Raw genomic sequence first — 12,917 nt, 5'->3', positions numbered from 1 at the left:
CTGTATTTTTCATGAGGATGGTTGGACGTTCGGATGGGGGGAAACACACTCACTCGCGCCGACCTCGCTGAGGCTGTCTACCGCAAGGTTGGGTTATCGCGCACCGAATCAGCTCAGCTCGTGGAGGCGGTTCTCGATGAGATCTGCGAGGCCATCGTCCGCGGCGAGACGGTAAAGCTCTCATCCTTCGCCACCTTCCATGTGCGCGACAAGAACGAGCGCATCGGCAGGAACCCGAAGACCGGCGAGGAGGTGCCTATTCTTCCCCGCCGCGTGATGACCTTCAAGGCCTCGAACGTTCTAAAGGCCCGTATCCTTAAGGCGCACAACAGCGGTAAGCTGAAGAACGACAAGTAAGCTGATTCTCGAGGCGCAACCTTTCCTGTGCCGGGCGCATTTTCCGCTTGAAAATCGGCTTGCAAGCAGGCGAAATGCCTTGTGATTCAAGCGCCGCACCGAGGATTGCCTCATGGATAAGAGTCCAGACGCGTTCCGCACCATCAGTGAGGTCGCAGAAGACCTCGATCTGCCGCAGCACGTGCTGAGGTTCTGGGAGACGCGGTTCAACCAGATCAAGCCTATGAAGCGTGGGGGCGGACGCCGCTACTATCGTCCCCACGATGTCGAGCTGATCAAGGGCATACGCCACATGCTCTATGATCAGGGCTACACGATCAAGGGCGTGCAGAAACTGCTCCGCGAAAACGGCAACCAGTTCCTGGTCGCCGTCGCCAACGGAGACGTCGCCGCCATCGAGGCGATCACCCAGCGCAAACAGGCAGAAGCGACCGTGCCGCTGACACCGGCAGCGCAACCGCGCGGCGCCGACGACGAGGTGCTGCTGGGCGAGCCCAAGGTGAAGCCGAGCCGCCGTTTCTTCGGGCTTGGCAAGGCGGAGGACGAGGGCCCGGTGCCGGCTGGCGACGGGAAACTCTCCCGCGACAACCGGGCGCTGCTTCAGGAGGCCTTGTTCGACCTTCTGGAATGCAAGCGCCTGCTTGACCAGGTGCGCTGAGCCGACCGCAACCTCGAGCGCTTATGTCGCCGACAGGCCGGCCTCCGCTGCCGCCTCGATCAGAACGCGCCGAATTTCCGATGCCGAGCGGTGGCCGTCGATGACCTTCAGGCAGGTTTCGACCGCATCGCGATGTCGCGGACCTCGTGCCTGCGGCCAGTCTTCCGTCAGGACGCGCAGGGCCTGTCGCACGCCGGATATTGTGAGCGCCTGTTGCGGTCGAAGCTCGATCGTGACCGCTTCCATGGGAATGGTTTCGTCCATCCCGCACCAACGCACATGACGGAATTGCGTTGCGGCCCAGTATGATCCCCGATATGCCGCGGGTCTCTCAAAGCGCCGGGGCTCGCATGCAGGACCGCATCAGGATTCATTCCGTCGAAACCCTGTCCGAAGACTGGGGCACGCTGAAGAAGACGCGCTTCGAATACCGCACCCGTGCGGGCGATTGGGATATGCAGACCCGGGAAACCTACGGTCGCGGCGACGGCGCAGTCATCCTGCCCTTCGACGCCGAGCGCAAGACCGTCCTGCTGACCCGCCAGTTCCGTTTCCCGGCCTATGTCGCGGGGCACGAGGAGCCGCTCATCGAGGCCTGCGCCGGCCTGCTGGACGCCGACGACCCCGAAACGGCGATACGCCGGGAGGCCGAGGAGGAACTCGGCTACCGTCTGCGGCAGGTGAGGCATCTCTACACGCCCTTCATGAGCCCTGGCAACCTGACTGAGCGCCTGTCGTTCTTCGTCGCCGACTACACGCCGACCGACCGCATCTCGGATGGGGGCGGGCATGCCCACGAGGGCGAGGATATCGAGGTGCTGGAGATGACCTTCGACGACGCGATGAACGCGATCTTCGATGGCCGCATCGTCGATTCCAAGACGATCATGCTGCTGCAGCACCTGAAACTCAGCCTGCTGCCGCCAGAGGGCGCCTGACGCAGTGAAGCGTTTCCGGTCCCTTTTGCCCATCGTGAAAATCCGATCGGATTTCGCAGGGTCCGCTTAACAGGTCGGTGGCAAACTCTGTGCGTCAGGCGGGGCTTGCAACGATGACCAAGAATCTCGGAACTGACTACGACCGGCCGGAACAGCCTCGCAGGACGCCACGGGCGCTTGCCTGGGCGTTCGATCTCCTGTTCCCCCTGACGCTCGTCGTCCTCGCCCTCATGATCGGCCGGTACGGCTGGCCGTTCTGATCGGGCCGGCCCGTTTCGCCAACCATTTCCCGGGCTCCCCATCCTGGCGGCTTCCTCGGTCGCTCGATGTGCCGGCGGGATCGGCCTCAAGGTCATTTCAGCTTTGCAAAGGCCCATTGTTGAGGCACTAAAAGCACGACCCGGCCGTGGAACGGGGCCTGTCAGACGGGGAGGGATGACTTGCATAGCGTCACGGGAGAAGGACGCGCCTTCGCGGCGCTCGACGCACAAAGCCTTGGTGCGCGGCTGCAGGAGATCCCCGCCGTCGCCGAAAGGGTCGGACCGGACAGTTCGAAGTGGAAGATCCGCGAGGTCGGCGACGGCAATCTGAACCTGGTATTCATCGTGGAAGGTCCTGCCGGCGGCGTCGTGGTCAAGCAGGCGCTTCCCTATGTCCGGCTGGTCGGCGAGAGCTGGCCGCTGCCGCTAAAGCGCTCGTTCTTCGAATACCACGCGCTGATCCGACAGGAGGCGCGCGCCGGCGTCGGCACGGTGCCGGCCGTGTACCACTTCGATGAGCGCCAAGCGCTCATCGTCATGGAGTATCTCAGCCCCCATGTTATCCTGCGCCGCCGGCTTATCGAAGGCGCCATGCCGCCGAAGATTGGCCGCGACCTCGGCCTGTTCTGCGCGCGCACGCTGTTCCAAGGCTCGGATCTCTGCATGCCGACGCGCAAGCGCAAGGAAGACCTTGCGCTGTTCGCCGACAATGTCGAGCTCTGCGACATCACCGAGAACCTCGTCTTCACCGATCCCTATTTCGACGCGAAGATGAACCGGCACACCTCGCCCCAGCTCGACGCGGTGGTCGCGGAACTGCGCGCTGACCGCGATCTGAAAGTTGAGGCGCAGCGCATGAAGCATCTGTTCGCCGCCAAGGCAGAGACGCTGCTGCACGGCGACCTGCACACCGGCTCGGTGATGGTGACGGACGCGGACACGCGCGTCATCGATCCCGAGTTCGCGTTCTACGGGCCGATGGCGTTCGATGTCGGCATGCTGCTGGCCAATTTCTGGATGAGCTTTTTTGCGCAGCCAGGCCATGAAAGAAACGGAGACCGCGCAGAGATGCGGGAATGGCTGCTCGGCGTGGCAGCAGAGATCTGGTCGGTGTTCAGGACGGAGTTCGCGCGTCTGTGGCGCACCGAGCGCACCGGCATTCTCTACGCAAAGAGCCTGTTCGAGGACCAGGAGGATGCGCTGGGTTCGGAACAGGCGCTCAACGCGATGCTCGCTGAGATCTGGACGGACCTGCTGGGCTTCGCCGGCGTCGAGGTGCACCGCCGCATCCTCGGGCTCGCCCACAATGCCGACTTCGAGACGATCGAGGACCCGGATCTGCGGGCGAACTGCGAACGCCCGGCGCTACGCTTCGGACGGCAGATCGCGGTGAACCGCACCCGCATCCACTCCATCGACGAAGTGAACGACTTGGCGCGGATCATTGCCGGGGAGGGAGCTTAGGCCGCCGGCGTCACTCCCTGGCGCTCTCCCTTAGCTTCTGCGCGTAGACGTTGATGACCAGTGCTGCGAGCAGGATAAGCCCGCGGATCAGGATCTTCAGGAAGCTGTCGATCTCGATGTGGTCGAGCCCGTTGTTGAGAACCCCCAGCACCAGGAGGCCGATGATCGTGTTGCCGATGCCGCCGCGCCCGCCGAACAGGCTGGTGCCGCCGACGACGACGGCGGCGATCGCGTCCAGCAGGAAGGTGTCGAACTGGTTCTGCTGGGCCGAGCCGAAATAGGCGACGCCGATCATGCCGGCGATGCCCGCGCACATGGCGCAGATGACCATGACCGATCCCAGGATCAGCTTGACGTTGACGCCCGAATACTCGGCCGCCTCGCGGTTGCCGCCGACCATGTAGACGTAGCGGCCGAAGCGCGTGTAGGTCAGCACCAGATGCGCGACGAGCAGGAACAGCGCGCAGACGATGATCGACCATTTTATGCCGAAGATGCTTCCCGATCCCAGCGTCGTGATGAGGTCGGGGTAGGTGTAGGCGATCTGGCCGCGCACCAGCAGCGCCGAGATGCCGTTGGCGATCTGCATCATGGCCAGCGTCATGATGAAGGACGGTATGCCGACGGCGGTCACCCCGAAGGCGTTGACGAGTCCGAGCGCGAAACATGCCGTCAGCGTCAGGATGATGGCGATCCAGCCCTGCATCGGCACGTTGGCGATGTTCACGTAGTCGGGCTGGATCGTGAAGTAGGCGATGGTGATGCCGATGGCGTTGGCGATGGCCGCAACCGAAAGGTCGATCTCGGCGGTCAGGATGACGAAGGTGAGCCCGACCGCGATGATGCCGGTGATCGACGCCTGGTTCAGGATATTCATCATGTTGTCGACCGTGCGAAAGCTCGGCGCCTGCGCCGAGAAGAAGATGATAAGCACGATCAGCGTGAAGACCGGCGCGATGTTGCGCATCTGCTCGGCCAGGAACCGCTTGAGGTCGAAGGGCTGCCCGGCTTCGGTGACCGTCGTCATGCAGTGGTTTTCCCCTAGTGTCGGTTCAAGGCGTCACGCCGCATCGAGCAGGTCCGCCTTCTCGATGTGGCCGGTGGTGAATTCCCTGGCGACGAGGCCCCGTTTGAGGACGGTCACCCGGTCGGCCAGCGTCAGGATCGTCTCGGGCTCGGTCGACAGCACGAGCACCGCGACGCCCTTGTCGCGCAGCGATTTCACGATACGGATGACGTCCTCCTTGGCGCCGACATCCATGCCGCGTGTCGGCTCGGAGAGGATGAGCACCTTCGGAAGGTAGGTCAGCCACTTGGCGAGCGCGACCTTCTGCTGGTTGCCGCCGGACAGGTTGCCAAGCGCGATGTCGGTCCTGGGCGGCCGGATCTGCAGGTCCTTGATTTGGGCCTCTGAGATCTCGCGCTCGCGGCGTGGCTTGAGGAGCAGACTGTGGATGCGGTCGAGGATGGAGATGGAGATGTTCTTGAACACCTGCTCGGTGCGGAACAGCATCATGCCGCGGCTTTCCGGCAGGTAGGCGACGCCGGCGCGACGCGCGGCCGCCGTCGAACGGAAGTGCACCGACTTGCCGTCGAGGGTCAGCGTTCCGGAAACGAGCTTGCCCTTTCCGAACAGCGCGCGGGACAACTCGACCTGGCCGCAGCCCATGAAGCCATAGATGCCGGTGATTTCGCCGCCGCGCAGTTTTAGCGAGATGTCCTTAATCATCGCTCCGTCACTGAGACCCTGCGCCTCGAGCACGACGGGGCGCGTGTCGTCGCCGAAAAGCTCTGTGCTCTCGCCCATGTGCATGTCGGCCGAGCCGCGGCCGATCATGTGCGAAATGATGCTGTCCTTGGTCAGCGCTTCCGTCCGTTCCGTCACCACCTTGCGTCCGTTGCGGAACACGGTGATGCGGTCGGAGATCTCAAGCACGTCATCGAGGAAGTGCGAGATGAAGACGATGGTGCGGCCCTGACGCTTGAGGCGCCGCAGCGCCTCGAACAGGCGGGCGACTTCGGGCGGAGACAGCGCGGAGGTCGGTTCGTCCAGGATGATGATACGCGCGCCTGAGAAGAGCACGCGCGACAGTTCGATCAATTGCTGGATGCCGACCGGCAGGCTGCCCATGCGAGCGCTGGGGTCGATGTCGAGGCCGAGGCTCGCCAGTTGCGCCTTTGCTTCGCGCTTCATGCGCGACCAGTTCACCACCCCGCCAGCCGTCGGCTGGACACCGAGAAAGACGTTCTCCGCGACGGTCAGGTCGGAAACGATGGAGAGTTCCTGGTGCACCATGCCGATGCCGGCGGCCAGAGCGTCGCGCGGCGACCGGAACAGGACCGTCTGGCCAGCCACGTGCATCTCGCCCTCGAAGCCGTGATAGACGCCGGCGATGATCTTCATCATGGTCGACTTGCCGGCACCGTTTTCGCCGACGAGGCCGTGGATCTCGCCTTCCATGAGCGAGAAGTCGACGTCCCGCAGCGCATGGATGCCGCCGAACGCCTTCGAGACCCCGACCATCTCGAGGATCGGCGTCGCCTCGGGAGCAACCGAGGGTAAAGCCGAGGGTTCGAATGAACCCCCGGCCATTGCTACGGTGTCGTCAGCCAACGTTCCGGCCGATCACATCAGGAAGTTCGACTGCAGCCAGAGATTGCCCGGCGCGGTGTCGGCCGTGATGACCGGTCCGTCCGCCCAGATGTATTTCGGGATCTCCTTGCCGCCTTCGCCCGCCGTGACGGCAGCTACGCCGGCGGCGACGGCCCAGCCGTGGATGCGGCTGGACGGGTTGCGCACCGTCGCGACCATCGTGCCGTCGAGCACGGCGTTCACCGCCGGCGGCATGGCGTCGACGCCGCCGATGACGATGCCGGTGCGCCCCTTCGCCTTCATGACATTGTGGGCGGCCAGCGCCATGTCGTCATTGTGGAAGAAGGCGCCTGCGATGTCCGGATACTTCGTCAGCAGGGACTCCCAGATGCGCGCCACCTTGGTGACGTCCCAGTCGGCCGGTTGCTCGTCGAGCACCTTCACGTCGGGGTAGTTGGCGACAACTTCCTTGAAGCCCTTGGCGCGGCCCTGGGCGCCGGTGTGGCCGAGCGCGCCCTGTGTCATGATGACGTTACCCTTGCCGCCGATCTTCTTCATGATCTCGGTGGTTACGACCGAGCCCATGAAAATGTTGTCGGGGGCGATGAAAGTGTGGAGGGCCAACTGGCCTTCCGGAGCCATCATCGTGTCCATGGCGATGACCGGCGTACCGGAGTCGATGACCTTCTTGATGGGGTCGTTCAGCGTGCCGATGCCAAACGTTTGCAGGGCGACAAAGTCCCACTTCTGCGTCGCGAGGTTGTCGATGGCGGCACGCTGCTTGGTGGCGGAGAGTTCCCCGTCGAACCAGGTGATCTCGACATTCATGAGCTTGCCCCAGGCTTCTGCGGCCTGCTTGCCCTGGGCGCACCACGTCGCCTGAAGGCCTGCATTGCCCATGGCGGCCTTCAGCGGCTTGCCGGAGGGCTTTAGCTCCTGCGCAATGGCGGGGTCGAACCCGGCCGAGCCCAGCAGTGCGCCGGCCAGTGCGGTTGCTCCGATCGCCTTGAACACGTCGCGGCGAGATCTGGATTCTTCAATGAGATCGTCAAGCACTTCAAACCCTCCCGTTTGACCGGCGCGCGGCGCCGGATGGTGTCTCCTGACCTGCGCCGGAAACCCGCAACGAGAAAGCGTTCCTCCCGCTCGCCGGCTGGTTCCTTCACGCAGTCAGACGATATGCGTGGAAGCGGTTCAGCGTCAACACGATGTCAAAGAACAAGGCGCAGAAGAGACAAGGTGCGTGTGGCTCCTTGACTGATGACGCGGGCATCCCTGCTTGCAAGCGAGCAACTTCCCTGCAGTGCTATCTTATCAAGGTCCAAGCATTGCGGAAACGAGGGGTCGTGTCGTCCGCGCAGAGGCTCGGCCCGAGTGATGATCGAAGATCCAGAGGTCATCGCGCGTCTGAAAACGCGCTCGCCGATAGGAAAAATCCCGGCATGACTTTGCCGCGGTGCATGGCACTACTGCGTCCGGGCGGATATCCGCGTCATATGACTTGGAAGGTGAAAAAGAGAGGTCTCCAGATCTCACGTTCTGACGCGACGAAACGGGGCATTCATGGTGATCCTGACAAAGAAGGGAATAGCGAACGGCCTGCTCGTCGCGGTGGCTGTGGTGTTGTCGTATCTTGCGGTCGAGTTTGCAGCGCGGTGGGCGCTGTCGGATATCTCCACGACGGGTGATCGGTTCTCCTATATGTCGCGCCAATGGTATGCGGCCAATCCCCCTCAGGCGAACAAGCTGAAGTTCCGCGAGCGGGAATTTACCCACGCTCCGGCGCCGGGCGTGATGAGGATCGCAGTGGTCGGCGACTCCTTCACCTGGGCTCCCGGTCTCCTCGAGAATGAGCGCGTCTCCAACCGTCTCGATGCCAAACTCAATTCGGCCGGAGATCTCAGGTTCGAGGTGCTGAATTTTGGGGTGTCCGGCGCAAACTATGAGCAGCACGAAGTCAACATGCGCCTGGCCATTCAGTCAGCAAATCCCCACTTCATTCTCCTGCAATGGTATCTGAACGATCTGGACGATCCCGAGGAGCCCCTTCCGCGCCCGATGAGGCTGGCGGGGTTCCTGCATCGAGAGCTTACCGCCGTGTCGGTCCTGTACTGGTTGGCCGCCCGCGCGTTCGACGAAGCGCAGATCAAGATGGGCAAGATTGACGTCGACGCGTACTACGCGCGTTTTCTCAATCCAGACGATCCGCTGGCGCGCCGCGGGGACGAACGGTTTCGCGATCTCATCCAGGTCGCGCGCGAGGCCGGCGTGCCGATCGGTGTCTACATGTGGCCCGAATTGACAAGGCCCCTGGGCACCAGCCCCAACGACGCACTGATCAAGCACATGCTCGTCTTGTGCGAAGAGGAACATATCGTCTGTGTCGATCTGAGCTCGGCGCTCCGGGCGGAGAAGCAACACGAGCGGCTGATCGTCAACCGTTTCGATACGCACGCCAGCGCGGAGGCGAATGACCTGGCAGCGGACCTCCTTGTGGTGCGCTTCGGCGAAGGGTGGCGGGCCGAGGCGCGGAAAATCGCGAGCGGTTCGAGGCCGGAAACAATCGGTCGAGTCGTGCAGTAAACGCAGCGAGCGCGCCGTTGCTCGATCGAAGCGCGCGTACCCCGATCTGCCCCTTCGCTACTCATGGAGCGGTTCGCCGAGGGACCACACACCCTCGACGAAGGTGCTGCTCTGGATCCATCCGTCTTCGACGATCTTTCCCTGAGGGTCCGCCTGACGGATCTTGGCGCGCGCGGCGTCAAGGTTATGGTGCCCGAGCCCGACGACCCAATCCCAGTTGTCGAATTCTTCGGGCCTTTCGCCGCGGGCAACCCGCTCGACCAGTTGCAGCGTTGCCGGAATATTGAAGTCACTGGCGAACGTATAGCCCTTGCGCAGATTGTCCTCGTCATAAGTCAACCGGTTTTCCTCGGTCACGTAGAGGGGGCGGTTGGAACCGAGTTCATAGAAGCGCGCCCAGTCCCCGGTCGGCCGGCGGCTCAGCTCGAGCCATTTGGCTCCGTCCAGGGCTCCCGCCAGATATCGTTTCTCACCTGTCTTCAGGTAGATTTGGAGCAGCGCATTGATGGCGCCGGTCGTTTCGTCCGATGCCACCGCTGGAGGTTCGAACTTCCGCCCCCAGATGGGCTCGAGGTCGAGATTGTAGCTCTGCGCCCAGCCGGACTGGGGCGCCGGCAATTGTGCGGCGAGCAGGAAGTCGCCGCTTCGCCGTGCCGCCGGCAGCAGATCGTCCCGCTCGACATGCCGGTCGGCCGCAAGAAGCAGGCTCATCATGTCGCGCATCACGTGATCGTTCAAGATCAGTGTCGGATTGGGCGGCTTTACCCACTCCCGCGGCCAGTTCGCAGGCAGCCTTGCCCGCCACGCCGCAGCAAACAGGCGGGGCGGGTAGACGCGCTCCAGTTTGACGGGCCAGGCGCCATTTGCGTATTGCGCCGTCAGAAGGCGATCCAGGCCGTAGTCGATCGCCCTCGCGACGGCAGGGTTGCGGCCTTTGGAGATCGCGTCGTACCACAGGAGAAATCCCAGAGTGCTCTGGGTGATGTTGTCGTCGAGCGTGCTGTGATTGCGCTGCTTGTTCCCTTCGATCAGATCGCATTGATCCTTGTCGACCCGAACGCGGTAGCACCATTTCTGACGCGCGTTGGGCTCCGTGTCAGCGGAATTGTACCAGCCGCCGGACACAAGCTGGGTGTTTACAGCCGCCTGGGCTGCGGCGTCGGCGGCTGTCATCCATTGCGGATCCCCGGTCAGTTCGAAGAGACGGATGAATGCTGCGCCCACCGCAGGCGTGCCAGGCGGCTGGTTGAGGATCACACCCGGTTCCACTTCGCCGCCTTCGCCACGACGTGTGACAAGATCGGGAGAGTATGCCCAAACATAGCCGCCGCCGGCTGCGAGGTGGTGGGCGAACAGGCCGGCGACGCGGACGGCCGCAGCCAGGAGATCATCATCCGATTGGGGTGCTGCCGAACTCTCACCGCTCGGGGACGCGCCAACGGCCACGCCAAGGCAGCACGCCAGGGTCAGCATCCGCAGCGCCTTTAAGCATTTTGGCGCAAGCTTCATGCTTCTTCCGTCGTGCCCCGCACGCAATGCGCGTTCGGCGCGGTCCCAATCAAGACAGTTTCGCCGGGACATGGCGAACCTCGCGAATGCCAATCTGTCAATCGAGAGCGAATTGCTCCTTGTAGTTCACCGCCAGCTTGCTGTCCTGGTGTTCCTTCCTCAGCAGGCAGTTGCCCACGACGAGGCTTTCTATCTCTGTCCCCATGAAGCAGTGGAAGGCGTCTTCGGGCGTACAGACGATGGGCTCGCCGCGGACGTTGAAGCTGGTGTTGACAAGGACGGGGCAGCCGGTTCGTTGCTTGAAGGCCGACAACAGGGCCCAGTAGCGGGGATTGGTCTCCTGGTGCACGGTCTGCACCCGCGCCGAGTAGTCGACATGCGTCACGGCAGGGATGTCCGACCGCGGGACATTGAGCTTGTCGATGCCGAACAGGGCGCGCTCGTTCGAGGTCATGTCGCGCTGACGGCGCTTTGCGACGTCGGCGACCAAGAGCATGTACGGGCTGTCGACATCGCAGTCGAACCAATCGTTGACATCCTCCCGCAGGACGGACGGTGCGAAGGGTCGAAAACTCTCGCGGTATTTGACCTTCAGGTTCAAGGTCTTCTGCATGGTCGGCGAGCGGGGATCCCCGAGTATGGAGCGCGCCCCAAGCGCCCTCGGCCCGAACTCCATCCGTCCCTGCATCCAGCCGACGGCCTGTCCCCCGGCCAGCAGATCCGCGGTCTTGAAGATCACCTCGTCGTCGTCGAGGCGCTCATAGCGCGCTCCGGCTTCGTTGAGCCGCAGTTCGATGGCTTCGTTGGAGAAGGCGGGGCCGAGATAGGCCCCCTTCATGTGATCGCCGCTGCCGTTCAGTTCGGGTCGCGGCATGCCGGCATGCTGATGCCAAACCGCCAGCGCCGCGCCGATCGCGCCGCCGGCGTCGCCTGCGGCCGGCTGAATCCAGATGGAATCGAACACGCCGGCTCTGAGGAGCTTGCCGTTCGCCACGCAGTTCAGAGCGACGCCGCCAGCCAGGCAGAGGTTGCGTTCGCCTGTGCTGCGCCTTGCAAACCGCGCAATATGCATGACGGCCTGTTCCGTCACCTCCTGGATGGAGGCGGCAAGGTCCATCTCCCTCTGGGTCAGCGGCGCCTCCGGCTTGCGTGGCGGTCCCCCGAACAGATCGTGGAACTTCTCGGAGGTCATCGTCAGGCCGGTGCAGTAGTTGAAGTAGTCCTGGTTCAGCCGGTACGAGCCGTCGTCACGGAGGTCGAGAAGGTTGTCCAGTATGAGCTTCGCAAAACGCGGTACGCCGTAAGGCGCGAGGCCCATCACCTTGTACTCGCCGGAATTGACCTTGAAGCCGGTGTAGTAGGTGAAGGCGGAGTAGAGCAGTCCGAGAGAATGCGGGAAGTGGATCTCGTGGTCGATCTCAAGTCGGTTGCCGTTGCCGCGGCCCACCGAGGTCGTGCACCATTCGCCGACGCCGTCGAGCGTGACGACCGCCGCCCTGTCGAAGGGCGACGGGAAGAACGCGCTGGCGGCATGCGACTGGTGATGCTCGGTGAACAGCAGCGATCCGTTCCATCCTTTTGCCCCCGGCAGCTTGGCCAGTTCCTTGCGGAGAAGCGATTTCTGAAACAGCTTCTCCTTGGCCCAGACCGGCATCGCTGTGCGGAAGGACTGAAAGCCGTGCGGGACGGTCGCCAGATAGGTTTCCGCCAGACGCTCGAACTTCAGGAACGGCTTGTCGTAGAAGACGACGTGATCGATGGCCTCGAGGTCGCATTCAGCTTCCTCGAGGCAATAGGCGATGGCCCGATGCGGAAAGTCCGAATCGTGCTTGATGCGCGTGAACCGCTCTTCTTGCGCGGCCGCGATGATCTGGCCGTCCCTGACCAGCGCCGCGGCGCTGTCGTGATACAGGGCGGAGATACCCAGGATGTTCATCCAAATGATCCCACGGCTTCTAGAAGAGGGTGTAGACGAACGGAGCCACCGCGGTTCCCTGCGTAAGGAACAGCAGGCCGCCGAACAGCGCCAGGAACACCAGTATGGGCGCAAGCCAGTACTTCTTGCGCGTCTTGAAATAGTCGAATACCTCGTGAACCAATTCCATCTCAGTGCTCCCTAGAATTGCTTTGTCATGCGTTCGACCATCGTGTCGGACGTTCGATTGATCCAATAGCTTGCGCCTGCGGGGGCTGGCTTCAGTCGCAACAGATCGTAGCCGCGCAGCCGCAGGAACAGGCCGATCGGCACAAACGCCACCGCGTAGACGACGAACAGCACCAGCGGATTCACGATCCGGGCGAGCAGGGCGCCGAGCTGCATCCACCGACGGTTCGCGCCGGCCAGCGCGGTCGGGCGGACTAGCGCCAGCACAATCAGAACGGAGGCGATGGCGAGCATCACCGCCGAGGCCACGCCGACCTCCCAGTGGAACGCGCTCCTGACGACGCCGATCGCCGCCAGTATGCCGCCCACCGTCAGTCCGAAGCTCCGGTCGGAGGGCCCTACGGTCGGCTCGTGCCGAACAAGGGGTTCATGAAAGCCTCCACTCATCCGC

General features: G+C 63.2%; 14 protein-coding genes. 6 read left to right on the top strand and 8 right to left on the bottom strand.

Going from position 1 to position 12,917, the window contains the following annotated elements:
- The first annotated feature begins 33 nt into the window (after positions 1-33).
- Positions 34-357, top strand: a complete 324-nt coding sequence (locus PD284_RS16800; protein ID WP_274629313.1) for an integration host factor subunit alpha — start codon at positions 34-36, stop codon at positions 355-357.
- A gap of 112 nt (positions 358-469) precedes the next feature.
- The gene (locus PD284_RS16795; RefSeq protein ID WP_274629312.1) at positions 470-1,015 is read left to right on the top strand and encodes a MerR family transcriptional regulator; all 546 of its coding nucleotides are present in this window, start codon (positions 470-472) and stop codon (positions 1,013-1,015) included.
- Positions 1,016-1,036: 21 nt separating this feature from the next.
- On the opposite strand, the gene PD284_RS16790 is transcribed toward PD284_RS16795, so the two are convergent.
- Positions 1,037-1,261 carry a DUF982 domain-containing protein gene (locus tag PD284_RS16790; RefSeq protein WP_274629311.1) on the bottom strand — a complete coding sequence of 75 codons (225 nt, stop codon included), beginning with the start codon at positions 1,259-1,261 and terminating at the stop codon, positions 1,037-1,039.
- A 104-nt stretch (positions 1,262-1,365) separates the two neighbouring features.
- Here PD284_RS16790 and PD284_RS16785 point away from each other — a divergent pair, with 104 nt between their 5' ends.
- The 3 genes from PD284_RS16785 to mtnK all read left to right on the top strand — a co-directional run bounded on the left by PD284_RS16785 (position 1,366) and on the right by mtnK (position 3,677).
- Positions 1,366-1,953, top strand: a complete 588-nt coding sequence (locus PD284_RS16785; RefSeq protein ID WP_274629310.1) for an NUDIX domain-containing protein — start codon at positions 1,366-1,368, stop codon at positions 1,951-1,953.
- A 113-nt stretch (positions 1,954-2,066) separates the two neighbouring features.
- Positions 2,067-2,213, top strand: a complete 147-nt coding sequence (locus PD284_RS16780) for a hypothetical protein (RefSeq protein WP_274629309.1) — start codon at positions 2,067-2,069, stop codon at positions 2,211-2,213.
- A 180-nt stretch (positions 2,214-2,393) separates the two neighbouring features.
- Entirely contained in the window at positions 2,394-3,677 is a 1,284-nt protein-coding gene (gene mtnK / locus PD284_RS16775; RefSeq protein ID WP_274629308.1) for an S-methyl-5-thioribose kinase, read from the top strand.
- A gap of 10 nt (positions 3,678-3,687) precedes the next feature.
- Here mtnK and PD284_RS16770 read toward each other — a convergent pair whose 3' ends face one another.
- From PD284_RS16770 to PD284_RS16760, 3 genes are read right to left on the bottom strand one after another with little or no spacing between them, the layout of a single operon-like run.
- A complete protein-coding gene (locus PD284_RS16770) occupies positions 3,688-4,704 on the bottom strand; it encodes an ABC transporter permease (RefSeq protein ID WP_274629307.1) in 1,017 nt (338 codons plus the stop codon).
- A 33-nt stretch (positions 4,705-4,737) separates the two neighbouring features.
- Entirely contained in the window at positions 4,738-6,270 is a 1,533-nt protein-coding gene (locus PD284_RS16765) for a sugar ABC transporter ATP-binding protein (RefSeq protein ID WP_274629306.1), read from the bottom strand.
- A 33-nt stretch (positions 6,271-6,303) separates the two neighbouring features.
- The gene (locus tag PD284_RS16760; protein ID WP_274629305.1) at positions 6,304-7,326 is read right to left on the bottom strand and encodes a sugar ABC transporter substrate-binding protein; all 1,023 of its coding nucleotides are present in this window, start codon (positions 7,324-7,326) and stop codon (positions 6,304-6,306) included.
- A 507-nt stretch (positions 7,327-7,833) separates the two neighbouring features.
- On the opposite strand from PD284_RS16760, the gene PD284_RS16755 reads away from it, so the two are divergent.
- Positions 7,834-8,853 (top strand): SGNH/GDSL hydrolase family protein, encoded by a 1,020-nt coding sequence (locus PD284_RS16755; protein ID WP_274629304.1) that lies wholly within the window; start codon positions 7,834-7,836, stop codon positions 8,851-8,853.
- 57 nt (positions 8,854-8,910) lie between these two features.
- On the opposite strand, the gene PD284_RS16750 is transcribed toward PD284_RS16755, so the two are convergent.
- The 4 genes from PD284_RS16750 to PD284_RS16735 all read right to left on the bottom strand — a co-directional run bounded on the left by PD284_RS16750 (position 8,911) and on the right by PD284_RS16735 (position 12,913).
- Positions 8,911-10,326 carry a pectate lyase gene (locus tag PD284_RS16750; RefSeq protein ID WP_274629303.1) on the bottom strand — a complete coding sequence of 472 codons (1,416 nt, stop codon included), beginning with the start codon at positions 10,324-10,326 and terminating at the stop codon, positions 8,911-8,913.
- A gap of 133 nt (positions 10,327-10,459) precedes the next feature.
- Complete coding sequence (locus PD284_RS16745; protein WP_274629302.1) at positions 10,460-12,298, bottom strand: carbamoyltransferase family protein; 1,839 nt, start codon at positions 12,296-12,298, stop codon at positions 10,460-10,462.
- Positions 12,299-12,317: 19 nt separating this feature from the next.
- Positions 12,318-12,467 (bottom strand): DUF5989 family protein, encoded by a 150-nt coding sequence (locus PD284_RS16740; RefSeq protein ID WP_274629301.1) that lies wholly within the window; start codon positions 12,465-12,467, stop codon positions 12,318-12,320.
- An 11-nt stretch (positions 12,468-12,478) separates the two neighbouring features.
- Positions 12,479-12,913 (bottom strand): SxtJ family membrane protein, encoded by a 435-nt coding sequence (locus PD284_RS16735; protein ID WP_274629300.1) that lies wholly within the window; start codon positions 12,911-12,913, stop codon positions 12,479-12,481.
- Positions 12,914-12,917 lie beyond the last annotated feature (4 nt).

Source organism: Mesorhizobium shangrilense (assembly GCF_028826155.1).
GTDB classification, from domain to species: domain Bacteria; phylum Pseudomonadota; class Alphaproteobacteria; order Rhizobiales; family Rhizobiaceae; genus Arvimicrobium; species Arvimicrobium flavum.
The sequence above is the reverse complement of the archived record's forward strand: the minus strand, read 5'-3'. Positions and strand labels throughout refer to the sequence as shown.

Bases quoted from the DNA above. Each gene is read 5' to 3' on its own strand.
- PD284_RS16745 (WP_274629302.1), bottom strand. From the start codon at position 12,298: ATGAACATCCTGGGTATCTCCGCCCTGTATCACGACAGCGCCGCGGCG.
- PD284_RS16770 (WP_274629307.1), bottom strand. From the start codon at position 4,704: ATGACGACGGTCACCGAAGCCGGGCAGCCCTTCGACCTCAAGCGGTTC.
- PD284_RS16780 (WP_274629309.1), top strand. From the start codon at position 2,067: ATGACCAAGAATCTCGGAACTGACTACGACCGGCCGGAACAGCCTCGC.
- PD284_RS16740 (WP_274629301.1), bottom strand. From the start codon at position 12,467: ATGGAATTGGTTCACGAGGTATTCGACTATTTCAAGACGCGCAAGAAG.
- PD284_RS16765 (WP_274629306.1), bottom strand. From the start codon at position 6,270: ATGGCCGGGGGTTCATTCGAACCCTCGGCTTTACCCTCGGTTGCTCCC.
- PD284_RS16785 (WP_274629310.1), top strand. From the start codon at position 1,366: ATGCAGGACCGCATCAGGATTCATTCCGTCGAAACCCTGTCCGAAGAC.
- PD284_RS16800 (WP_274629313.1), top strand. From the start codon at position 34: ATGGGGGGAAACACACTCACTCGCGCCGACCTCGCTGAGGCTGTCTAC.
- PD284_RS16750 (WP_274629303.1), bottom strand. From the start codon at position 10,326: ATGCTGACCCTGGCGTGCTGCCTTGGCGTGGCCGTTGGCGCGTCCCCG.
- PD284_RS16735 (WP_274629300.1), bottom strand. From the start codon at position 12,913: ATGAGTGGAGGCTTTCATGAACCCCTTGTTCGGCACGAGCCGACCGTA.
- PD284_RS16790 (WP_274629311.1), bottom strand. From the start codon at position 1,261: ATGGAAGCGGTCACGATCGAGCTTCGACCGCAACAGGCGCTCACAATA.
- PD284_RS16755 (WP_274629304.1), top strand. From the start codon at position 7,834: ATGGTGATCCTGACAAAGAAGGGAATAGCGAACGGCCTGCTCGTCGCG.
- PD284_RS16795 (WP_274629312.1), top strand. From the start codon at position 470: ATGGATAAGAGTCCAGACGCGTTCCGCACCATCAGTGAGGTCGCAGAA.